General features: G+C 62.3%; 14 protein-coding genes and 4 pseudogenes. 16 read left to right on the top strand and 2 right to left on the bottom strand.

What is annotated here, in order from left to right; genetic code table 11:
• Positions 1 to 98 precede the first annotated feature (98 nt).
• The 14 genes and pseudogenes from E4Q23_RS02355 (at position 99) to E4Q23_RS02290 (ending at position 16,265) form a co-directional block, all read left to right on the top strand.
• A complete protein-coding gene (locus E4Q23_RS02355) occupies positions 99 to 590 on the top strand; it encodes a hypothetical protein (protein WP_169065136.1) in 492 nt (163 codons plus the stop codon).
• A 198-nt stretch (positions 591 to 788) separates the two neighbouring features.
• Positions 789 to 3,444, top strand: a pseudogene (gene gyrA, locus E4Q23_RS02350) (DNA gyrase subunit A).
• A 106-nt stretch (positions 3,445 to 3,550) separates the two neighbouring features.
• Complete coding sequence (gene pheA / locus E4Q23_RS02345) at positions 3,551 to 4,642, top strand: prephenate dehydratase (protein WP_169065134.1); 1,092 nt, start codon at positions 3,551 to 3,553, stop codon at positions 4,640 to 4,642.
• Positions 4,643 to 4,670: 28 nt separating this feature from the next.
• Complete coding sequence (gene hisC / locus E4Q23_RS02340) at positions 4,671 to 5,759, top strand: histidinol-phosphate transaminase (protein WP_169065133.1); 1,089 nt, start codon at positions 4,671 to 4,673, stop codon at positions 5,757 to 5,759.
• A 7-nt stretch (positions 5,760 to 5,766) separates the two neighbouring features.
• Entirely contained in the window at positions 5,767 to 6,672 is a 906-nt protein-coding gene (locus E4Q23_RS02335) for a prephenate dehydrogenase (protein WP_169065132.1), read from the top strand.
• A 2-nt stretch (positions 6,673 to 6,674) separates the two neighbouring features.
• Positions 6,675 to 8,627 carry a bifunctional 3-phosphoshikimate 1-carboxyvinyltransferase/cytidylate kinase gene (locus tag E4Q23_RS02330; RefSeq protein ID WP_169065131.1) on the top strand — a complete coding sequence of 651 codons (1,953 nt, stop codon included), beginning with the start codon at positions 6,675 to 6,677 and terminating at the stop codon, positions 8,625 to 8,627.
• Positions 8,628 to 8,816: 189 nt separating this feature from the next.
• Positions 8,817 to 10,514, top strand: coding sequence for a 30S ribosomal protein S1 (gene rpsA / locus E4Q23_RS02325; RefSeq protein ID WP_169065130.1), 1,698 nt, complete (start codon positions 8,817 to 8,819; stop codon positions 10,512 to 10,514).
• 9 nt (positions 10,515 to 10,523) lie between these two features.
• Positions 10,524 to 10,817, top strand: a complete 294-nt coding sequence (locus E4Q23_RS02320) for an integration host factor subunit beta (RefSeq protein WP_169065129.1) — start codon at positions 10,524 to 10,526, stop codon at positions 10,815 to 10,817.
• Positions 10,748 to 11,167 (top strand): LapA family protein, encoded by a 420-nt coding sequence (locus E4Q23_RS02315; protein WP_248595197.1) that lies wholly within the window; start codon positions 10,748 to 10,750, stop codon positions 11,165 to 11,167. Before E4Q23_RS02320 ends, E4Q23_RS02315 begins: the two co-directional genes overlap by 70 nt.
• Positions 11,168 to 11,327: 160 nt before the next feature.
• Complete coding sequence (gene lapB, locus E4Q23_RS02310) at positions 11,328 to 12,497, top strand: lipopolysaccharide assembly protein LapB (RefSeq protein WP_211203601.1); 1,170 nt, start codon at positions 11,328 to 11,330, stop codon at positions 12,495 to 12,497.
• An 83-nt stretch (positions 12,498 to 12,580) separates the two neighbouring features.
• Positions 12,581 to 13,514 (top strand): annotated as a pseudogene (gene rfaE1 / locus E4Q23_RS02305) (D-glycero-beta-D-manno-heptose-7-phosphate kinase).
• Positions 13,515 to 13,523: 9 nt separating this feature from the next.
• Positions 13,524 to 14,528 (top strand): ADP-glyceromanno-heptose 6-epimerase, encoded by a 1,005-nt coding sequence (gene rfaD / locus E4Q23_RS02300; RefSeq protein ID WP_169065128.1) that lies wholly within the window; start codon positions 13,524 to 13,526, stop codon positions 14,526 to 14,528.
• Positions 14,521 to 15,419 (top strand): annotated as a pseudogene (gene cysM, locus E4Q23_RS23490) (cysteine synthase CysM). The gene rfaD and the pseudogene cysM overlap by 8 nt, the downstream one beginning before the upstream one ends.
• Before the next feature lie 60 nt (positions 15,420 to 15,479).
• Positions 15,480 to 16,265 (top strand): 3'-5' exonuclease, encoded by a 786-nt coding sequence (locus E4Q23_RS02290; protein ID WP_169065127.1) that lies wholly within the window; start codon positions 15,480 to 15,482, stop codon positions 16,263 to 16,265.
• A 115-nt stretch (positions 16,266 to 16,380) separates the two neighbouring features.
• Here E4Q23_RS02290 and E4Q23_RS02285 read toward each other — a convergent pair whose 3' ends face one another.
• Positions 16,381 to 17,205, bottom strand: a complete 825-nt coding sequence (locus E4Q23_RS02285; protein WP_169065126.1) for a DUF2189 domain-containing protein — start codon at positions 17,203 to 17,205, stop codon at positions 16,381 to 16,383.
• 438 nt (positions 17,206 to 17,643) lie between these two features.
• Here E4Q23_RS02285 and E4Q23_RS02280 point away from each other — a divergent pair, with 438 nt between their 5' ends.
• Entirely contained in the window at positions 17,644 to 17,862 is a 219-nt protein-coding gene (locus tag E4Q23_RS02280) for a hypothetical protein (protein WP_169065125.1), read from the top strand.
• Between the two features lie 127 nt (positions 17,863 to 17,989).
• The gene (gene rimO, locus E4Q23_RS02275; protein WP_169065124.1) at positions 17,990 to 19,315 is read left to right on the top strand and encodes a 30S ribosomal protein S12 methylthiotransferase RimO; all 1,326 of its coding nucleotides are present in this window, start codon (positions 17,990 to 17,992) and stop codon (positions 19,313 to 19,315) included.
• A gap of 27 nt (positions 19,316 to 19,342) precedes the next feature.
• Here the strand turns inward: rimO and E4Q23_RS02270 are convergent.
• A pseudogene (locus tag E4Q23_RS02270) lies at positions 19,343 to 22,475 on the bottom strand (error-prone DNA polymerase).
• Between the last annotated feature and the right edge of the window lie 4 nt (positions 22,476 to 22,479).

Here is a 22,479-nt window from a genome sequence, read left to right as displayed (position 1 = left end):
CCGCGGGCGATTCCTTCGAGTTGTCCGGTGTGCTATCGTACGATCGCCGCAGCGGGATATGCCGTCGCATATCGACCAGGCATTCAGGAGAGACAGGCATGAATCGAGAGGAGCTCCGTGACCAACTGCTGGCGCCGGTTTTCCAGTGGACCCGGCTGGGGCGGCAGACCAACCGCTTGATGACGGGCAGCAGCGCGGTCATCAGTTACCGTACTCGCCGCCTGCTGCGCGCAGGCGCATTTTCGCGGCAGGCAGATTGGGACGAGGTGGCCCGGATGACTCGCGAGAAGGTCGAAATTCCTCTGCAAGCCGCAACTGCGATGGCCGTGGCGATGCTTCCTGTCGTCAAACAGTTCTGGACGCACACCGGGCAGTCGATGTTGGCTTGCAGCAGCGACAGTATGTCACTGCTCGGCAGTCGTGGCCCCGAGGAGTTTCGCGAGCGGCAGGCGGATCTGTGCGCCACCTTGATCAACGTCAGCGTCGGTTGGTTGCGGGTCTTTGGCAGCCTTGCCGAGGTCGCCAGCCAGGGCGTGGCGCCTGTGCTTCGCCAGGTGCAGGGCAACGCCGAGCGACTCGGAAAGCGCTGATCTGTTGATCGCTGCCGGCGAGCCGGTCTTTCAGCTTGCCGGGTGTGCTTTGCCGTCCCCTGCTTGACCGGAGTGCGCACAAAACCTTCGCAAATCAGCCACTCGCCGCGCCAGGGGAAGGGCTTGGCGTGCTAGAATCACGGGCTTGATCAAGACGATGACATTCCTCCGGAATGTCTCGTTGACAGCGGAAAAAAGATGGAAGCCTTCGCCAAAGAAACCCTGCCCATCAGTCTCGAAGACGAGATGCGTCGATCGTATCTCGATTATGCCATGAGCGTGATTGTCGGCCGTGCCTTGCCCGACGCTCGCGACGGCCTGAAGCCGGTGCATCGTCGTGTTCTCTTCGCCATGCACGAGTTGTCCAACGACTGGAACAAGGCTTACAAGAAGTCGGCGCGGATCGTCGGTGACGTCATCGGTAAGTACCATCCCCATGGCGATACGGCGGTCTATGACACGATCGTACGCATGGCGCAGAATTTTTCTCTGCGCTACATGCTGGTCGACGGGCAGGGCAACTTCGGCTCGGTAGACGGCGACAATGCGGCGGCGATGCGCTACACCGAAGTGCGCATGGCGCGAATCGGGCACGAGCTGCTGGCCGATATCGACAAGGAAACCGTCGATTTCGGGCCCAACTACGACGGCTCCGAGCAAGAGCCGCTGGTCATGCCAGCGCGCATTCCGAACCTGCTGATCAACGGTTCGTCGGGTATCGCGGTAGGCATGGCGACGAACATTCCACCGCACAACCTCGGTGAGGTGGTGGACGCCTGTCTGGCCTTGCTGGGCAACGCGGAGGTGACAATCGACGAGCTGATCGCCATCATGCCGGCTCCCGATTTCCCGACGGCCGGCATCATCTACGGCATTGCCGGTGTCTGCGAAGGTTATCGGACCGGGCGCGGGCGGGTGGTGATGCGTGGTCGGACGCATTTCGAGGACCTCGAAAAGGGTAACCGCCAGGCGATCATCATCGACGAGCTGCCATATCAGGTTAACAAGCGGACCTTGCTCGAAAAAATCGGCGAGTTGGTCAACGACAAGCGCATCGAGGGCATCTCCGATCTGCGCGACGAGTCCGACAAGTCGGGCATGCGCGTGGTCATCGAGCTCAAGCGTGGTGAAGTCGCCGAGGTGGTGCTCAACTGTCTGTACAAGCAGACGCAGCTGCAGGACACCTTTGGCATGAACATGGTGGCGCTGGTTGATGGCCAGCCGCGGCTGTTGAACCTCAAGCAGCTCCTCGAGTGTTTTCTGTGGCATCGCCGTGAAGTGCTCACTCGGCGCACGGTGTTCGAGTTGCGCAAAGCGCGCGAGCGGGCGCACATCCAGGAAGGTCTGGCGGTGGCGCTCGACAACGTCGATGAGATCATTGCGCTGATCAAGGCGTCGCCGACGCCTGCGGATGCCCGTCGGGGCTTGATGGCCAGGACGTGGACCTCGCCGACGGTTGCCGAGATGCTGCGTCGCGCCAAGCTCGATGCGACTCGCCCGGACGGTCTGGCTCTCGAATTTGGATTGTCCGAGAGCGGTTACCTGCTTTCGGAGGCGCAGGCGCAGGCCATTCTGGAGCTGCGTTTGCAGCGCCTGACCGGCCTCGAGCGCGACAAGATTGTTGCCGACTTTGGCGAACTGCTGACGCGTATTGCCGATCTGATGGATATCCTGGCGCGACCCGAGCGCATCACCGCGATGATCGTCGAAGAATTGACCGGGATCCGCGCCCAGTTCGGCGACAAGCGGCGCTCGGAAATCGTCATTAGTACGCAGGATCTCGGCATTGCCGATTTCATTACCCCGGTCGACATGGTGGTGACGCTTTCGCGCACCGGCTATATCAAGTCGCAGCCACTGGCCGAGTACCGTGCGCAGCGGCGCGGTGGGCGCGGCAAGCAGGCAGCGGCGATGAAGACCGACGATTTCGTCGATCGCCTGTTCGTTGCCAATACCCACGACTCCATTCTCTGCTTTACCAACCGCGGCCGGGTCTACTGGCTGAAGGTCTACGAAGTGCCGCAGGGAACGCGTACCAGCCGCGGCAAGCCAGTGGTCAATGTCTTCCCCTTCGAGGACGGCGAGAAAATCAGCGCCATTTTGCCGATCAAGGAGTTCGCCGCCGATCGCTACATTTTCATGGCCACTTCGCAGGGGACGGTGAAGAAGACGCCGTTGTCTGATTTCTCCAATCCACGCAAGAGTGGCATCATCGCGGTTGCCCTCGACGATGAGGACTTCCTCATCGGCGCCGAGATCACCAATGGCAGCCAGGACGTGATCCTGGTTTCCGATGCCGGCAAGGCGGTCTGGTTCGACGAGGAAGACGTACGCCCGATGGGGCGTACCGCACGCGGTGTGCGCGGCATGCGGCTTGGTGACAAGCAGCAGGCCTTGTCCTTGCTGATTGCTGATAGCGATCAGCAAACGGTGCTTGTGGCCACCGAAAACGGCTTCGGCAAACGCACGGCGCTGGCCGATTTCCGCCATTCGGGGCGCGGTACGCAAGGGGTCATCGCCATCGCCGCCAGCGAACGCAACGGCAAGGTGGTCGCCGCGCGCCTGGTTTCCGACGACGACGAAATCATGTTGATCACCACCGGTGGGGTTCTGATCCGCACCCGGGTCCGTGAGATCCGCGAACTCGGCCGGGCAACGCAGGGGGTCACCCTGATTGCGCTCGACGCCGGTGAAAAGCTCGCCGGCCTGGAAAAAAGTCGTCGAGAGCGAAGAGGACAGCGGCAGCGAGCTGGATGAGAATAGTGAGCTGGATGAGAGCAGCAGTGAGCCGTCGGAGCAGGAACCGGCCGCTGAACCCGAGCCGGATCCTGCTGCTGATCCCGAACAGGAGTGAAATGCATGGCCCGCTTGCTTGATCGCCGCGGTCGAGCTGTCCCGTGCCTGCGCCCGCTGGCCGCTTGCTTGTCACTGCCGCAGGCGGGACAGGCGGCGCACGTTCGATGAGCGACGAACTGCAGCGCGAATTGGCGCTTGTCCGCCAGGAGATCGATGGCCTCGACGGGCAACTGCTCGAACTGCTTAACCAGCGTGCGCGCTTTGCCCAGCAGGTCGGCGAGATCAAGGCGCGTCACGGTGAGGCGGGTTTCATTTATCGCCCCGAACGTGAAGCACAGGTCTTGCATCGCATCCAGGAAGAGAACGCGGGGCCTCTCTCGAATGAGACCGTGACCTGGTTCTTCCGCGAGGTCATGTCCGCCTGCCTGTCGCTCGAACAGCCCTTGGGCATTGCTTTCCTGGGCCCGCTCGGGACCTTTTCGGAAAGCGCCGCGACCAAGCACTTCGGCCACGCCGCGCGCTTGATGCCGCAGATTTCGATCGATGATGTTTTTCGGGAAGTCGAGGCCAGCCATGCTGATTACGCGGTGGTCCCGATCGAGAACTCCACCGAGGGAGCGATCGGGCGTACGCTCGACCTGTTGTTGACCACGCCGCTGAAGATCTGTGGCGAAGTCGTCTTGCGCATCCACCAGCATCTGCTGTCGAACGAGGCGTCGCTGGGTGAGGTCAAGAAAGTCTATTCGCACGCCCAGTCGCTGGCGCAATGCCACGAGTGGCTGAACCGTTCCCTGCCGCACGTTCAGCGTATTTCAGTGGGCAGCAATGCGCAGGCGGCACAGTTGGCGGCCGCCGAGGCGGGTGCGGCGGCGCTTGCCGGGCAGGCCGCTGCCGACCGCTATTCTCTGCCGCAACTGGCCAGCAATGTCGAAGACGAACCGAACAATACGACGCGTTTTGTCGTTCTCGGCCGCCAGGAGGCCGGACCTTCGGGGCGCGACCGGACGTCCTTGATCATGTCGGCACATAACCACACCGGCGCCCTCAGCAAGCTACTGGCGCCGTTTTCCGATGCTGGCGTGTCGATGACCCGGCTCGAGTCGCGCCCGGCGCGGCATACTCTGTGGGCCTATGTCTTCTTCGTCGACCTCGAAGGTCATCGCGACGATGGCGCGGTCGGGGCGGCGCTTGCCGAACTTGCCCGGCGTGCGCCCTACCTGAAGATCCTTGGCTCCTACCCGATGGCCGCCTACTAGGCCGGGCGAACTTTTTCGAGGAACGCAGATGCCACTCCACGAACAATCATTGCCGTACATACGCTCCATTTCACCTTACCAGCCGGGCAAGCCGATAACGCAACTGGCACGCGAGTTGGGCCTGGATGTTGAGAAAATCGTCAAGCTGGCTTCGAACGAGAATCCGCTCGGCATGAGTCCCAAGGCGCAGGTGGCGGTGGCTGCGGCGATCGCCGGCCTGTCGCGTTACCCGGATGACTTCGCCCTGAAGAAGGCGCTCGCCGAGCGCACGGGCCTGGGAATGGAGCGTATCGTTCTCGGCAACGGTTCGAATGACGTGCTCGATCTGGTGGCGCGCGTCTTTCTGGCGCCAGGCCGCTCGGCAATTTTCGCGCAGTTCGCTTTTGCCGTCTATCCGCTGGCGACGATTGCAGCGGGCGGCGAGCCGATTGCGGTGGCGGCCAGCGACTACGGCCATGACCTGGACGCCATGCTGGCTGCCATCCGGCCGGATGCGCGACTAATCTGGATTGCCAACCCCAACAACCCGACCGGCACGTTTCTGCCGTATGCGCAGCTCAAGGCGTTTCTGCAGGTGGTGCCCGAGGATATTGTCGTAGTTCTCGACGAAGCCTATAACGAGTACCTGCCGCCCGCCGAGCGTGTCGACACCACCGCCTGGCTGGGCGAACATGCGAACCTGGTGATCACCCGGACTTTCTCGAAAATCTACGGCATGGCCGGTCTGCGCATCGGTTACGCGCTGTGCTCGGCGGCAATTGCCGACTTGATGAATCGTGTTCGCCAACCGTTCAATTGCAACAACCTGGCCCTGGCGGCGGCAGTGGCGGCGCTCGACGACTACGAATTCGTTGCCAGGAGCTACGCCCTGAACCGTGCGGGCATGGAGCAGATCGTTGCCGGCCTGAAACGACTTGCTTGTCGGCATATACCGTCGCACGGTAACTTCGTGACTTTTTGCGTGCCGGACGCGGCGGCGGTGAACCACAAGCTGCTCACGAACGGGGTCATCGTTCGCCCGATCGCGGCCTACGGGATGCCCGACTGGCTGCGTGTGACGATTGGCAGCGAACGCGAAAACAGCCGTTTCCTCGAGGCTTTGGAGCGCTCCTTATGAGTCGTTCATGCGCGGGTGTGCGGCCGTGAGCGGCGCGGCTCCCTTGGGCAAGGTCGTGGTCTTCGGCGTTGGCTTGATCGGTGGCTCGTTTGCGTTGGCACTCAAGGCCGCCGGGCAGGTCACGGAGGTGGTCGGTTTCGGGCGCACGCTTGGCTCACTGACGCAGGCGCTGGAGTTGGGGATCGTCGATCGCGCCGGTTTCAACATCGGCCAGGAAGTGTCGAATGCCGACCTGGTGCTGATTGCCACCCCGGTCGGGACGACTCCCGAGCTCATGGCGCGCATTGCGCCCTGCCTGGGGTCGCAGACGGTGGTGACTGACGCCGGCAGTACCAAGGAAGACGTGGTCAAGGCCGCGCGCGCATGCTTTGGCGAGCGCATCGGGCAGTTCGTTCCGGCGCATCCGATTGCCGGCGCCGAAAACAGTGGCGCACTCGCCGCACGGCCTGATCTCTATCAAGGGAAGCAGGTGGTGCTGACGCCCTTGCCCGAAAGCAGCGAAACGACCGTCGCCCGCGTACGCGCGGCCTGGGAAGCCTGTGGCGGTCTGATCTGCGAGCTGGCTCCGGCGGAACACGATCGTATTTTTGCGGCGGTCAGCCATCTGCCGCATTTGCTGTCGTTTGCTTTGGTGCATGACCTGGCGCGCCGCGACAACCGCGAGCTCCTGTTCGCTTACGCGGCCAGCGGTTTCCGAGACTTCACGCGCATTGCCGCCAGCCATCCCGAGATGTGGCGCGACATCTGCCTGGCCAATCGGCAGGCACTGCTCGAGGAGCTCGATCGCTACCGCGAGCAGCTCGACGAACTGCGCGATGCCCTGCAGCGGGGCGACGGTGCCAGCCTCGAAGCGACTTTCGACATTGCCCGTACGGCACGACGCGAGTGGGCCGAGAGCAAAACAAGGACTTGAACGTGGACTTCATCGATCTGCCGCAACTGCTCGCTGCGCGGGGCACCGTGCGCTTGCCGGGTTCGAAGAGCATTTCCAATCGCGTGTTGCTGCTGGCGGCGCTGGCCAGCGGCGACACCGAGCTCCGCGACCTGCTGCAGTCGGACGATACGGCACGCATGATCGATGCGCTGCGGACCCTGGGTGTCAAGGTCGAGGCCTTGGCCGACAGGCGCTTTCTGGTCAGCGGCGTCGGTGGCGTTTTTCCGGTTCGCGAGGCTGATCTTTTTCTCGGTAATGCGGGTACTGCCGTCCGCTCATTGACCGCAGTGCTGGCCCTGGCCGGTGGCGATTATCGACTCTCCGGTGTCGCGCGCATGCACGAACGGCCGATCGCCGATCTCGTTGACAGCTTGCGGCAGCTGGGTGCCGAGATCGCTTACGCTGCGCAGGACGGCTTTCCGCCCTTGCTGATTTCGTCACCGACGCCTGGCTCTGCGGCTGTGGTCCGAGTACGCGGTGACGTGTCGAGCCAGTTTCTCACCGGCCTGCTGATGGCTTTGCCCCTGCGCACTGTCGCGACGACGGTCGAAGTGGTCGGCGAATTGATTTCGCGACCCTATGTCGAGCTCACGCTGGCCAGCATGGCGCGCTTTGGCGTCGAGGTGGTTCGCGAGGGCTGGCAGCGTTTCACCGTCCCGGCCGCTAGCGCGTATCGCTCACCAGGGTTCGTTGAAGTCGAAGGCGATGCGTCGTCAGCATCCTATTTCCTGGCCTTGGGAGCGCTTGGCGGCGGTCCGCTGCGCGTTGAGGGCGTGGCTCGCGACTCGCTTCAGGGCGACGTGCGCTTTGCCGACGCGCTGGCCGGGATGGGCGCGAAAATTACTTTCGGAGACACCTGGATCGAGGCGGCGGCTGCCGCTGACGGCCGGCTGCAGGGCGTCGATCTGGACTGCAATCACATCCCGGACGCGGCGATGACCCTGGCGACCGTTGCTCTGTTCGCCGACGGAGCGACGACTTTGCGCAACATCGCCAGCTGGCGGGTCAAGGAAACCGACCGCATCGCGGCGATGGCCAGCGAGTTGCGCAAGCTCGGTGCCCGGGTCGATAGCGGCGACGACTTCATCCGCGTCGTGCCGCCTGCCCGAGCACAGGGTCTGCGTCCGGCGGCGATTGCCACCTACGATGACCATCGCATGGCTATGTGCTTTTCGCTGGCGGCGTTGGGTACGCCACTGCGCATCAATGACCCGGCGGTGGTCAGCAAAACCTTCCCGGACTACTTCGAGCGTTTCGCGGCAGTCACCCGGCCTGTGCCGGTGGTGGCTATCGATGGCACGTCGGCATCCGGCAAAGGGACGGTCGCGTCGCGCGTTGCCGAAGCGCTGGGCTGGCATTACCTGGATTCCGGGGCGCTCTATCGCTTGACCGCCCTGGCGGCTCGCCGGGCCGCGATCGCTTGGGATGATGAAGCGGCTGTCGCGGCGATTGCGACCAATCTCGACGTTGACTTTTCCGGCGGCCTGATCAGCCTCGCCGGCGAGGAGGTCGGCGACGCCATCCGCAGCGAGGAAATCTCTGCTGGCGCGTCGCTGGTGGCGGCACTGCCGGCAGTGCGCGCCGCTTTGCTTTTCCGGCAGCGGGCTTTCCGCCGCTTGCCCGGCCTGGTGGCCGACGGGCGCGACATGGGCGCGGTGGTCTTCCCGGATTCGATGACCAAGGTCTTCCTCACCGCGAACGTCGCGATACGCGCTGAGAGACGTCATAAGCAGTTGATCGAAAAAGGAATCGCTGCTAGTATTGCAGCCCTCTTGCTGGATCTGCGCGAACGTGACGAACGGGATAGCCAACGTAGCGTCGCTCCGATGCAGCAAAGTGCGGATGCTGAATTGCTCGACACGACAAACCTGACCATAGCCACGGCGGTGGCGCAGGTGCTGGAATGGGTCAACAAGGTCTCCGATAGTGGGTGAAACGGCTCTGCCGTTCACCAAAGGTGTTGCCAGTTCCACGCCTCATTTCGTCGGCGCAGTGGCTGTTCCGTTCAGGGTCGGCCAGTGCAGTGTCCGCGCTCACCGTTCTGGTGAGCGCTGCGGAGTGATTGGAACTGGTGATCGTTTCTAACTCACCCCGCAGCTCTGCGGTTAGGTAACTCAATTCATATGTCAGATAATCCCAGCATGGAAGAAAGCTTTGCCGAACTTTTCGAAGAAAGTCTCGGACGTCAGGAGATGCGCCCCGGCGAGGTCATCACTGCCGAAGTCGTGCGTATTGACCAGAACTTTGTCGTGGTCAACGCCGGCCTGAAGTCGGAAAGCTATATTGACCTTGAAGAATTCCTGAGCGATCAGGGCGAACTGGAAGTCAGCGTTGGTGACTTCGTCCAGGTCGCCATCGAACAGCTCGAGAACGGTTTCGGCGAAACTCGACTGTCGCGCGACCGTGCCAAGCGGGTCGCGGCGTGGAACGCGCTTGAACTGGCCCTCAACGACGGCAGCCTGGTGTCCGGTACGATTACCGGCAAGGTCAAGGGCGGCTTGACGGTCATGACCAACGGCGTGCGTGCTTTCCTGCCGGGTTCTCTGGTCGACATGCGTCCGGTCAAGGACACCACCCCGTACGAAGGCAAGACCTACGAATTCAAAGTCATCAAGCTCGATCGCAAGCGTAATAACGTTGTTGTTTCGCGGCGTGCGGTGCTCGAGGCGAGCGTTGGCGAAGAGCGCGATGCGCTGCTTGCGGCACTCAAAGAAGGCAGCATCGTCAAAGGCGTGGTCAAGAACATCACCGACTACGGCGCGTTTGTCGACCTCGGTGGCATCGATGGCTTGCTGCACATTACCGATTTGGCATGGCGCCGTGTTCGTCACCCCTCAGAAGTTCTCGCCGTTGGCGACGAATTGCAGGCCAAGATCCTCAAGTTCGACCAGGAAAAGAACCGCGTCTCACTCGGTCTCAAGCAGTTGGGCGAAGATCCATGGGTCGGCATTTCCCGCCGTTACCCGGCGACGACCCGCCTCTTCGGCAAGGTCACCAACCTCACCGATTACGGCGCTTTCGTCGAGATCGAGCAGGGCATCGAAGGACTGGTTCACGTTTCCGAGATGGACTGGACGAACAAGAACGTTCACCCGTCGAAGGTTGTTCAGCTGGGTGACGAGGTCGAAGTGATGATCCTCGAGATCGATGAGGATCGTCGCCGTATTTCGCTGGGTATGAAGCAGTGTGCTGCCAACCCGTGGGACGACTTCTCGATGAATTACAAGAAGGGTGATCGCGTGCGCGGCGCCATCAAGTCTATTACTGACTTCGGCGTGTTCATTGGCTTGCCCGGCGGCATCGATGGCCTGGTTCACCTGTCCGACCTTTCGTGGTCCTTGCCCGGTGACGAAGCGATTCGCAACTTCAAAAAGGGTGACGAGGTCGACGCGGTGGTGCTGGCGATCGATACCGACAAGGAACGGATTTCCCTGGGTATCAAGCAGCTCGATGGCGATCCCTACACCAGCTATATTGCCACTCACGAGAAGAGCAGCGTTGTCCGCGGAATCGTCAGGTCGGTTGACGCACGTGGTGCGGTGGTGATGCTTGATGGTGACATGGAAGCCTATCTGCGTGCCTCTGAAGTCTCACGCGATCGTATCGACGATCTGACCAAGGTGTACAAGGAAGGGGATACCGTCGAAGCGATGATTATCAATGTCGATCGCAAGACGCGTTCGATCAGCTTGTCGATCAAAGCCAAGGATCAGGCCGAGCAGCACGAAGCGATGCAGAAGTTTTCTGCGGACAGCAGTGCCAGTGCGGGTACCACCAACCTTGGCGCCTTGCTGAAGGCCAAGCTTAACAACCCCCAGTAGGGTTAGAGGATGACCAAGTCGGACCTTATCGGTCAATTGGCCGGGCGCTTTCCCCAACTGGTCGCAAAGGACGCTGACTTGTCGGTGAAAACGATTCTCGATGCGATGTCCGAAGCCTTATCCAGAGGCGATCGCATCGAGATTCGCGGCTTTGGGAGCTTTGCGCTGAATTACCGGCCGCCGCGTGTTGGCCGGAACCCGAAGTCCGGTGAAAAGGTCGACGTCCCGGAGAAATGGGTGCCGCATTTCAAGGCCGGGAAGGAATTGCGGGAGCGCGTCGATGGCTCGCTGGAATTGGTCTGAATGGTCAAGCTATGTCTTATTGCGGGCGGCAACGAGAGTTGCCGCCCGTTTCCTATGGGAAGCTGATGATGCGTTGGTTGTTGTGGATCCTGAGATTTGCCCTGTTTCTCCTTTTTTGTGCGTTTGCCCTCAGAAACACCGATCCGGTAGACGTCCATTTCTTTCTTGACGCCGCCTGGCAGGCGCCACTGGCGATTATTCTCTTGGTTTCTTTTGCTGCCGGCGTCGCCTCTGGCATACTCTTTCTGTTCGCTTCTCTGCTGGGGCGGCGCCGCGAGCTAGCCCGCTTGAAGCGCGAGCTGAGCCAGCTTCGTGCACGCCTCGTCGCTCATCGCGAGAGTCCGATGTGAGTCTGCTCGGAAAGCAGCGACGGGGTGAGTGGGTGCTAGCCAGGCGATTCCCGAGACTCGAGAGAGCCGCTTGCCGCGCTCCGCTGGACTGCTGCCCGGCATTTGCTGACTGCGCGCCCTGGCCCAGCGGCGCTGTGCGTGCCCGGCTGCAGTTTCACGGATGATCGAGTTCGAGTACTGGCAGCTGTTGCTTTTCCCGCTGTTCTTCGGCTTGGGGTGGGCAGCCGCGCGCGTTGATATCCGCCATCTGGTAAAGGAATCGCGAACCCTGCCACGTTCGTATTTCCAGGGCCTCAACTTCCTGCTCAACGAGCAGCCCGATCGGGCCATCGAGGCCTTTGTCGAAGCCGTCAAGGTAGACCCGCAAACCATCGAAATTCACTTTGCACTCGGTAGCCTGTTTCGTCGCCGTGGCGAGACCGAGCGCGCTATCCGCATGCACCAGAATCTGGTCGAGCGCGAAGACCTGCCGCAGGATTTGAAACTGCAAGCGCTGGCCGAGCTGGGCCAGGATTACCTCAAGGCCGGGCTGCTCGATGGCGCCGAATCGGTCTTCGAAAAGCTGCGCGACTCGGCGATGGCCGAAGAGGCCAAGCGCAATTTGCTCGAGATTTACCAGTTGGAGAAGGACTGGGAGAAGGCGATAGCGATCGCCTCGGAACTGCCGGATTTTGCCTCGCACAAGGAAATCGCCGAGTACTACTGCGAACTGGCTGCTGCCGAGATGATTCGTTCGCGCCCGGATCTGGCGGAAAAATTCCTGCAAACGGCACTCGAACGCAACCGCAAGTGCGTTCGCGCCAGCCTGCTTCTCGGCGACCTGCAGTTCCAGCAGGATCAGTTTGCTGCCGCCATTGCCTCGTGGCAGCGCATTGAACAGCAGGCTCCGCCCTATTTGGCGCTGGTCGCGAAACGCTTGCTCGACGCCTTTCGCAAGCAGGATCGGCGTGAGGCGGGTTTGCAACTGTTGCGCGGCTATCTTGATCACTACCCTTCGCTAGACCTGCTTGACGTCGTCTTCGAGCTGGAACTGGAAAGCAGTGGGCCAGAAGCGGCTTACCGCCTGGTTCGCGATGAGCTGAAGCGTAATCCCACTCTGCTTGGCTTCGACAAGTTGCTTGAGGCACGACTGCTCTTCGCATCGCCCGAGATCCGCCCCGATCTGGATCTGGCCAAGGGGATCGTGCATGGCTACACGCGTCGCCTGGCTCGCTATCGATGCGATAATTGCGGCTTCAAGGCGCGCCAGTTCTACTGGCGTTGTCCGGCCTGTGGCGGTTGGGAGACCTACTCGCCGAAGCGCACCGAAGAGTTCGATCTGACACCCTAGGAGTTCCATGTCGCCTGCCACCGTGCTGGCTACCCGGCTAACAAGCCCGGTGAGCACAGCTTGTCTTGCCAACAGGGCGCGCGATGCAAGTCGCTAGTCGGTCGGCCGCTCGCCTGCTGATCGTCGGCGATGTGATGCTCGATCGCTACTGGTTTGGTGACGTTTCGCGCATTTCTCCGGAGGCCCCGGTGCCGGTGGTCAAGGTGGCGCGTAGCGAGGAGCGGCCGGGCGGGGCCGCCAATGTCGCCCGCAATGTCGCCGCGCTGGGCGCACGCGTCAGCCTGCTGTCGGTCGTTGGTGACGACGAAGCTGGGCGAAACCTGCAAGCCCTGCTTGCAGCGAGTGGTATCGATGTCAGTCTGCATATCGATGCGGAAATCAGCACGACGGTCAAGCTGCGGGTCATTGCTCGCCAGCAGCAACTGCTGCGCATTGATTTTGAAACCACGCCCTCACACGAGGTCTTGCGCACCAAACTGGTCGAATTTGAGGCCCGTCTTGGCGAATGCGATGCCGTGATTCTTTCCGATTACGGCAAGGGCGGCCTGGCGCATATCAGCGCGATGATCCGCATGGCGCGCGCTGCCGGAAAAAAAAGTGCTGGTGGATCCGAAAGGTGACGATTTCTCCAAGTATGCCGGCGCGACCATCGTCACTCCGAACCGTGCCGAGTTGCGCGAAGTGGTCGGCCGCTGGCAGGACGACGAGGGACTTGCCCGCAAGGCCGAAGCCCTGCGCAGTGAGCTCGGACTGGAGGCCTTGCTGGTGACCCGCAGCGAGGAAGGGATGTCGCTCTACCATGCCGCCGGAGCAGTGCACGAGCAGGCGGTGGCGAGAGAAGTCTTCGACGTGTCCGGGGCTGGCGATACGGTCATCGCGACGCTCGCGGTGATGCTCGCGGGCGGGGCCGCCTGGGCGGACGCCGTGCATGCGGCGAACGTCGCCGCCGGCCTGGTGGTTGGCAAACTCGGGACGGCGGTGGTCAGCCGTGACGAGCTCGATGCTGCACTGAACTGAGGTAGAACCATGTACACCATCGTCACCGGCGCAGCCGGTTTCATCGGCGCCAATCTGGTCAAGGCGCTCAACGAGCGCGGCGTGCTCAAGATCATTGCCGTCGACAATCTCAGCAAGGCCGACAAGTTCAGGAATCTCGTCGATTGCGAGATTGCCGATTACCTCGACAAGAACGAATTCATCGAGCGCCTGGCCGCCGGCGACTTCGATGGCGATGTCGATGCCATCCTCCACCAGGGTGCCTGTTCCGACACCATGGAGAGCGATGGTCGCTACATGATGGAGAACAACTACCGCTATTCGCTGGCGCTTCTCGACTGGTGCCTCGATCAGGAAGCCCAGTTTCTCTATGCTTCGAGTGCCGCGACCTACGGCGGCGGCGGGGTGTTCAGGGAAGAGCGGCAACATGAGGCGCCGCTAAACGTTTACGGCTACTCGAAGTTTCTTTTCGACCAGATCGTCCGCCAGCGCCTGGCAACTGCCGGCTCGTGCAATTCGCAGGTCGTCGGTTTTCGCTATTTCAACGTCTATGGCCCACGCGAGTCGCACAAGGGGCGGATGGCGTCGGTGGCCTTTCACCACTATCACCAGTTCCAGAGCGCGGGCCGGGTCAAGCTCTTCGAAGGCTGTGAGGGCTATGCCGATGGTGAGCAGCGGCGCGATTTCGTCTATATCGACGACATTGCGCGAGTGAACCTGCACTTCCTCGAACATCCGGAAAAATCGGGCATCTTCAACGTCGGCACGGGTCGTGCGCAGACTTTCAACGAGTTGGCGGTCGCCAACGTCAATGCCTGCCGCGCGCTGGCCGGGCAGGAAGCGCTGCCGCTCGTCGAACTGGTCAGGAGTGGCCTGATCGAGTACATCCCTTTTCCGGCAGATCTGCGCGGCAAGTACCAGAACTTTACCCAGGCTGACCTCGCGAAGCTGCGCAAAGCGGGCTACAAGGACGAGTTTTCAAAGGTCGAGGAAGCAGTTCCGCAGTACGTCAAATGGTTGAACGGCCGTGTATAAGACACTCGAGAGTAGCGTCGGCGACACCCCCCTGGTGCGCCTTAAACGTTTGCCGGGCGCCGCTTGCGAGGCACGTGGCAATGTCGTTCTGGCCAAGCTGGAGGGCAATAACCCGGCGGGTTCGGTGAAGGATAGACCGGCACTGTCGATGATCGTCCACGCCGAGGAGCGGGGCGATATCCACCCCGGTGACACGCTGATCGAGGCTACTTCCGGCAATACCGGCATTGCGCTGGCGATGGCCGCTGCCATGCGCGGTTACCGGATGATTCTGGTCATGCCCGAGAATCAGAGCGTCGAACGGCGGCAGACGATGCGCGCTTTTGGCGCCGAACTGGTGTTGACGCCTCGTGACGGTGGCATGGAGCTGGCGCGCGACGTCGCCGAAAGCATGCGCAGCGAAGGGCGCGGAATCATCCTCGACCAGTTTGCCAACCCGGATAACCCGCTTGCCCACTACGAAGGGACGGGCCCCGAGATCTGGCGCCAGACCAAGGGACGCATCAGCACTTTGTCAGCAGTATGGGGACTACGGGAACGATCATGGGCGTTTCGCGCTTTCTCAAGGAGCAAGATGCCGGCATCTGTATCGTCGGCTGCCAGCCCGAAGATGGTTCGCAGATCCCGGGGATTCGCAAATGGCCGGAAGCGTACCTGCCAAAAATCTTCGACCGTGCTCGCGTCGATCGTGTCGAATCGGTTGCGCAGGGCGAGGCGGAGGAAATGACCCGGCGTCTGGCGCGCGAGGAAGGGATTTTCGCCGGCATCTCGTCGGGTGGCGCATTGGCCGTCGCTTTGCGGCTGGCTGGCGAACTCGAAAATGCGACCATCGTCAGCATCGTCTGCGATCGTGGTGACCGCTACCTGTCGACGGGCGTCTTTCCGGTGTGAAACCGCTCGCTGCCGTTGACTACAGTGACTGCCTGAATGTGAGGGCCCTGGATGCGCGCGATGAAACCCGTTCTTGCCTTTGACATAGAAACCATCCCCGACGTCGCAGGTCTGCGGCGGCTGCATGAGCTCGATGCGACGCTGTCCGATGACGAGGTGGCTGAACTCGCCTTCCAGCATCGTCGTGCTACTCACGGTAACGATTTCCTGCCGCTGCATTTGCAGCGGGTAGTCGTCATTTCGTGTGCTCTGCGCGCTGGCAAGGACTTCCGCGTCTGGTCTCTGGCGGAGCCCGAGCAGGGTGAGGGCGAGATCATTCAGCGCTTCTTTGACGGCGTCGAGAAGTTCACGCCACAGATCGTTTCCTGGAATGGTGGCGGCTTCGATCTGCCGGTGCTGCACTATCGGGGGCTCATCCACGGCGTTGTCGCACCACGCTACTGGGACCTCGGTGACGGCGATTACGCCGACAGCCGTGAGTTCAAGTGGAACAACTACATCAGCCGCTACCATTCACGTCACCTCGACCTGATGGATCTGCTGGCCATGTATCAACCGCGTGCCAGCGTTCGCCTTGACGAACTCGCCAAACTGATCGGTTTTCCCGGCAAGCTCGGCATGGACGGGGGCAAGGTGTGGCAGGCGTGGCTGGCGGGCGGCATGTCCGAAGTGCGCGACTACTGCGAGACCGACGTGCTCAATACCTACCTGCTTGCCGTGCGTTTTCGCCTGCTGCGCGGCGAACTGTCGCGCGCCGAATACGCTGCCGAGATGTCTTTCGTGCGTGGCGAGCTGGAGAAAATCGGCAAGCCGCACTGGCAGGAGTTCCTGGCTGCCTGGGAGTAGTGGGGGGCGTGGCTTGTGCCTACGCCTCGGATCGCGCCTTGTTGATCAGCCTGGCGCTCGATCCTGGAAAGCCTCTACTTTTTGAACGGCTTGCCGGAGTAGCGAGCGGCAGCGGTCAGGCTACGGCCGCTGCATCCGCATCGTCGAGCTTTTCGTCCTCCTCCGGTGCGACGATGTCCCGATAGGCATACCAGGTAGAGTGCCCGACGAGGGGCATGGTGATGATCAGGCCGACAAAGAAGGTCGCAAAGCCGATGATGCCAAGGATCCCGATGCACGTTCCCCATAGCAAGAGCGGAACCAGGTTGCGGCTGCAGGCGACGAGGCTGGCGATGGTCGCGGTGACCGCGTCGGTCTTGCGATCGAACATCAGAGGTACGGCGATGACGCTGATGGCAAAAACAAACATCGCAAAAAAGCCCCCGACGGCGAAGTAGACCAGCGCGAAGTCGAGCTGCTCGAAAGTCAGAACCGTATGCACGACGTTACCGAAGGTCGGGAATCCGCCCGTAAAGAAGAGCGCAAAAACAATGATCGATGCGCGCGCCCAGACCAGCAGGACGATGGCCAGCAGGGCGGCAAAGAGACCGACGTTGGGCAGGTTCGGGCGCCAGGCGGCGAGGGTCGGCAACAGTCGCGGCGGCATGCCGAATTCGATGCGCCGACTGAGATCATAGAGGCCGAGCGTCAGGAACGGGCCGACCAGCAGGAAGCCTGTCGTCAGGCCTGCGAAGAGGGCGTAGGCTTCGGCAAAAACAATCTGCAGCAACCAACCAGCGATGGCGAAGCAGCTCCCGTAGAAGAGGCTGGGCCAACCGCTTCGGCGCAGGTCATGCCAACCGCCGCGCATCCAACCGACGACAGCGCCGGGTTTTACGCTGCGGATGACCGGGAAGCGGCTGGCAGGGTTTGCTGTGCCAGGCGTATCGTTCTCGCTCATTGACGGGCCTCCTTTGGTTTTCTTGTCGGTTGTGCTTCGCTGTAGCGCAGGTCCGCGGCTTTCTCTGGCCGCTTCACGCCCGCGTCTGCGGTGCAGGTTCTCGCCGTAAGCGCGCACCTGCCTGCCGAAGGACTGAATGCTGCGCCTGCCGTGACACCAGCAAGGGCACTTCTTTATATAACACACTGTGCACCATTCGTAAGCTGTTGGCGAGCGGCGCAGAACGCTGTCGGATGCTTCGTCTCTTCCTGCCCCCTTCAATCCTTCATTTCTTGATTTCTAGACTTCTTGACTCCGGACGGTTCTTGCCTACAATCGGACTGAACGGCGCCTGCTCTTGTACCTTGCTCAAGGCGCTTTTCTGTCCGGGGATCAGCTCGCTTGTCCCTTTCATGGCAGAGCCTCAGCATTCGTTCTTCATGCAAAAAAGGTAATAAAATGGATGTTCTTCTGCTGTCGTTGGGACGCGCTGCCGGCTTCGCTGGTGTGCTGTTGTGCGTCGTCGTTGCTGTCGCGCGTCTGCTCGGAAACTACTGGCTGGCTGGCTTCCAGTTGGGGACGCTGATGCAGGCGGGGATTGCGGGCGTGGTCATTGGCTGCTTCCTGCTGCTGGTCGCCCAAGCGCGGACGGACGCTTCCATGCGCTCGCGCCGATGATCCGGGCAAGCCGGCGGGGAGTGGCGCCAGAGGAATTTGGCGCCGGAGGGCTAGGCGCATTTCGTAAGCTCTGAATCGCTGCGGGCTGGCGGTATACTGGCGGGCTACTCAACAGCACTGGTCTGCCATGTCAAAGCCAAAAAGCATCGGTTTCGTTTCGCTGGGTTGTCCGAAAGCACTCGTCGATTCCGAACAGATCCTCACCAAGCTGCGCGCCGAAGGCTATCTGATTTCGCCTTCGTATGAAGGCGCAGATCTGGTCGTCGTCAATACCTGTGGCTTCATCGACGCCGCGGTGGAGGAGTCGCTCGACGCCATTGGCGAGGCCTTGACCGAAAACGGCAAAGTGATCGTCACCGGTTGCCTGGGGGCCCGGGAGGAGGTCATTCGCAAGGCGCATCCGCAGGTGCTGGCGGTCACCGGACCGCATGCGGCCGACGAAGTCTTGCAGCACGTGCATGCGCATCTGCCGCAGCCGCATGACCCGTTCACCAGCCTGGTGCCGCCGCAGGGAATCAAACTGACGCCGCAGCATTTTGCCTACCTGAAGATTTCCGAAGGCTGCAATCACAGTTGCACCTTCTGCATTATTCCGTCGATGCGTGGCCCCCTGGTCAGCCGACCGATTGGCGATGTGTTGCAGGAAGCCAGGCATCTTGCCGATGCGGGTGTGCGGGAGTTGCTGGTCATCTCGCAGGACACCAGCGCCTATGGTGTCGATGTCAGGTATCGAACCGGCTTTGCCAATGGTCGGCCGCTGCGCACCCGACTGCGCGAGCTCTGCGAAGCGCTGGGGGAACTCGGGATCTGGGTGCGTCTGCACTATGTCTATCCGTATCCGAGCGTGGACGCCTTGCTGCCGTTGATGGCCGAAGGGAAAATACTGCCGTATCTTGACGTCCCTTTCCAGCATGCCAGTGCCCGCGTCCTGAAGGCGATGAAGCGACCGGCGAGCGCCGAGAACAATCTCGAGCGGCTTCGCGCATGGCGTGCGGTTTGTCCAGAGATCACGGTGCGCAGCACCTTCATTACCGGTTTTCCTGGTGAGAGCGAAGCCGAGTTCGATGAATTGCTGGCTTTCATCAAAGAGGCGCGCCTGGATCGCGTCGGCTGCTTTGCCTATTCGGCAGTGGATGGCGCGACGGCCAATGCACTGCCCGGCGCGGTGGCGGAAGAGGTTCGCGAGGAGCGCAAGCGGCGGCTGATGGAACTGCAGGAGGATATTTCGGCCGAGTTGCTGGCGGCGAAGATCGGCCGCGAGATCGAAGTCCTGGTCGACGAGGTCGATGAGGACGGGACGATTGCCCGTTCAGCGGCGGACGCACCGGAAATCGACGGCCTGGTTTTCGTCAACGAATACTTCGATGCCGAACCTGGCGACTTCCTGCGCGTGCGCGTGGTCGATGCCGACGAGCACGATCTTTATGCCGAGGTCGTTGCCAGGGCGAGTTGACGCACGGCCGCCAGGCCCTCCTGGCGGTCAATGAAAATTGCGACTTGCCGTCGGTAGGCGACCGAGCAGCGAAGACAGGTCGACGAGCCGTTTGGCCACCAGATGGACGACCTGGCCTTCGCGCTGGACCTGTCCGAGAACGCCGAGCAGGCGGGCGCCGAGCAACTCGTGGCGCTGCTGCTCGACCAGTCGCGAGTGCACGACGATATTGGCCAGCCCGGTTTCATCTTCCAGGGTGACAAAAACGATTCCGCTGGCCGTGCCCGGCCGTTGCCGACAGGTGACGATTCCGGCGGCTCGAGTGAGCTGGCGGTCGGCCGCGTTCTGCAGCTCGCTGGCGGAAATGAAACGCTGTGCACTGAGTCGGCTACGCAGTAGCGTCAAGGGATGGCGACCGAGAGTGAAGCCGGTGGTCGCGTAGTCGGCAATCAGCTCCTCGGCTTCGGATGGCGTGGCGAGTTCGGCAGCAGCTTCCACGGGCGGTACGCTGCTCAGCAGATCGAATTGCGCGTTGGCCTGGTTGGCGCCGGCGGCAAACCAGGCGGCTTGCCGCCGATGGCCGGCGAGCTTGGCCAGAGCGCCGGCAGCGGCGAGCAGTGCGAGATCCTTGTGGGTCAGCTGTGCGCGTGTCGCAAGATCAGCAACGCTGTGCAGAGGCCGCTGTTGGCGGGCAGCGAGCAGGCGTGCGGCAGCGGCCTGCGGCAGGCCGGAAATACTGCTCAGACCGAGGCGGACGGCAGGCGTGCTGGCCATCGTCCCAGGCTCGCAGCCCGAACTTTCGAGCTGCGCTTCCCAGGCGCTTTCGTTGACACTCATCGGTCGTACCTCGACGCCATGCCGGCGCGCATCCTGCAGTAATTGTGAGGGAGAGTAGAAGCCCATCGGCTGGTTGTTGAGCAGGGCGCAGAGAAAAGCGGCCGGATGGTGGCGCTTGAGCCATGCGGAGACGTACACCAGCAAGGCGAAGGAGGCGGCGTGTGATTCGGGGAAACCGTATTCGCCGAAACCGCGAATCTGCGCGAAGACGCGCTGCGCGAAGGCTTCATCGTGGCCACGCAGGCGCATGCCGCTGATCAGCTTCTCTTCGAAGGGTTCCAGCCCGCCCTTGCGTCGCCAGGCGGCCATTGCCCGGCGTAGCTGATCGGCCTCGCCGGGGGTGAAGCCGCCGGCGACGACTGCCAGTTGCATGACCTGTTCCTGGAAAATCGGCACGCCGCAGGTGCGCCCGAGTACGCTGGCGATTTCCGGGCGCATCGGTTCGATCGCTTCCTGGCCGTGCCGGCGACGCAGGTAGGGGTGGACCATGTCGCCCTGGATCGGCCCTGGCCTGACCAGCGCCACTTGGATGACCAGGTCGTAGAAACTGCGCGGCCTGAGGCGCGGCAGCATGGCCATCTGCGCCCGTGACTCGATCTGAAAGACGCCAATCGTGTCGGCCGCGCAGAGCATGTCGTAGACCGCCGGGTCTTCGGGCGGCACCTCTGACAAAGCGATGCCGACCAGATCCAGCGCGCGGTGGATCGCCGAGAGCATGCCGAGTGCCAGGACATCGACTTTCAGCAAGCCGAGCGCGTCGAGATCGTCCTTGTCCCACTGGATCACCGTGCGCTCGGGCATGGCGGCATTCTCTATCGGCACCAGCCGTGCCAGGGGACCGCGCGAGATGACGAAGCCACCGACGTGTTGCGAGAGGTGGCGGGGAAAACCGCGCAGCGCTTCGCTCAGTGCCAGCCATTTGTCGACGCGCGGCGCTTCCGGGTCGAGGCCGGCTGCGCGCAGGCGTTCGGGCAGTTGCTCGCGCTTGTCCCACCACGCCAGCGAGGAGGTCAGGGCGTCGATCTGGGCGCTGCCGAAGCCGAGGGCGCGACCGACGTCGCGCAAGGCGCCGCGCGTCCGGTAAGTGATCACCGTTGCCGTCAGTGCGGCGCGCTCACGCCCGTAGCGGCGGTAGAGGTACTGAATCACTTCTTCACGCCGCTGATGTTCGAAATCGACGTCGATATCCGGCGGTTCACCGCGTTCCCGGGAGATGAAGCGCTCGAAAAGCAGCCGCGAACGTGCCGGGTCGACTTCGGTGATGCCCAGGCAATAACAGACTGCCGAGTTGGCGGCCGAGCCGCGTCCCTGGCAAAGGATATTCCGGCTGCGGGCAAAATTGACTAGGTCGTAGACGGTCAGGAAGTAGGTTTCGTAAGCGAGTTCGGCGATCAGTGCGAGTTCGTGCTCGACGCGTTCGCGCACCGCGGCGGCTTCTCCGTCGGGATAGCGTCGGCGCAGGCCTTTTTTCGACTTCCGCGCGCAGAAAGCCTGGTGCTGTCTGGCCGGCGGGCACTACTTCGTCAGGGTATTCGTAGCGCAGTTCGGCGAGCGAGAAATTGCAGCGTGCGGCGATGCTCAGGGTTTCGGTGAGCAGTTCTGGCGGGTAGAGTCGTGCCAGCCGCAGGCGGCTGCGCAGGTGGCGCTCGCCATTGGCAAAGAGCGCGCGACCGGCGGCAAAGAGCGTGCTTTTCAGGCGGATCGCGGTCAGTGTGTCCTGCAGCGGGCGGCGCGCGCGCTGGTGCATGTGCACGTCGCCAGCGGCGACTGCCGGCAGGCCGCTCGCCGTGGCGAGTTCGAGCAGCATCGCCAGGCGTGTCGCGTCATCGGGCCCGGCATGCAGTTCGACGGCCAGCCAGGAACGGGCTGGGAAGCGCGCCGCCAGCCAACGTCCCTCGTCCACCCCGGCGCCAGCGTCCGGGATCCACAGCGCCAGGCAGTCCGGCAGGGCGCCGCTGCTGCCGGCAAAGTCGCCGGGACTTTCGAGGTCGCCGCGGTAGAGGCGGTATTGGCCCTTGAGCGAGCGTCGCCGCGCCAGGGTGGTCAGAGCCGACAGATTGCCGTAACCGGCGCGGTTCTGTGCCAGCAGGACCAGTCTGAGGTCTTTCCCTGGCTCACTGCAGAGGCGAAATTCGGCACCGATGATCAGTTGCAGGCCGCGAGCACTGGCTGCGCGATGTGCTCGCACGACGCCGGCCAACGAGGCTTCGTCGGTGATCGCCAGCGCACTGTAGCCGAGTTCCTGCGCCTGCTCGACCAGTTCTTCCGGATGCGAGGCGCCGCGCAGGAAGGAAAAGTTGGAGCAGCAGTGAAGTTCGGCATAGGGGGGCAGGGCGGCGGACATGGCG

The organism is Candidatus Accumulibacter phosphatis (assembly GCF_012939955.1).
Lineage (GTDB): Bacteria > Pseudomonadota > Gammaproteobacteria > Burkholderiales > Rhodocyclaceae > Accumulibacter > Accumulibacter delftensis.
The sequence above is the reverse complement of the archived record's forward strand: the minus strand, read 5'-3'. Positions and strand labels throughout refer to the sequence as shown.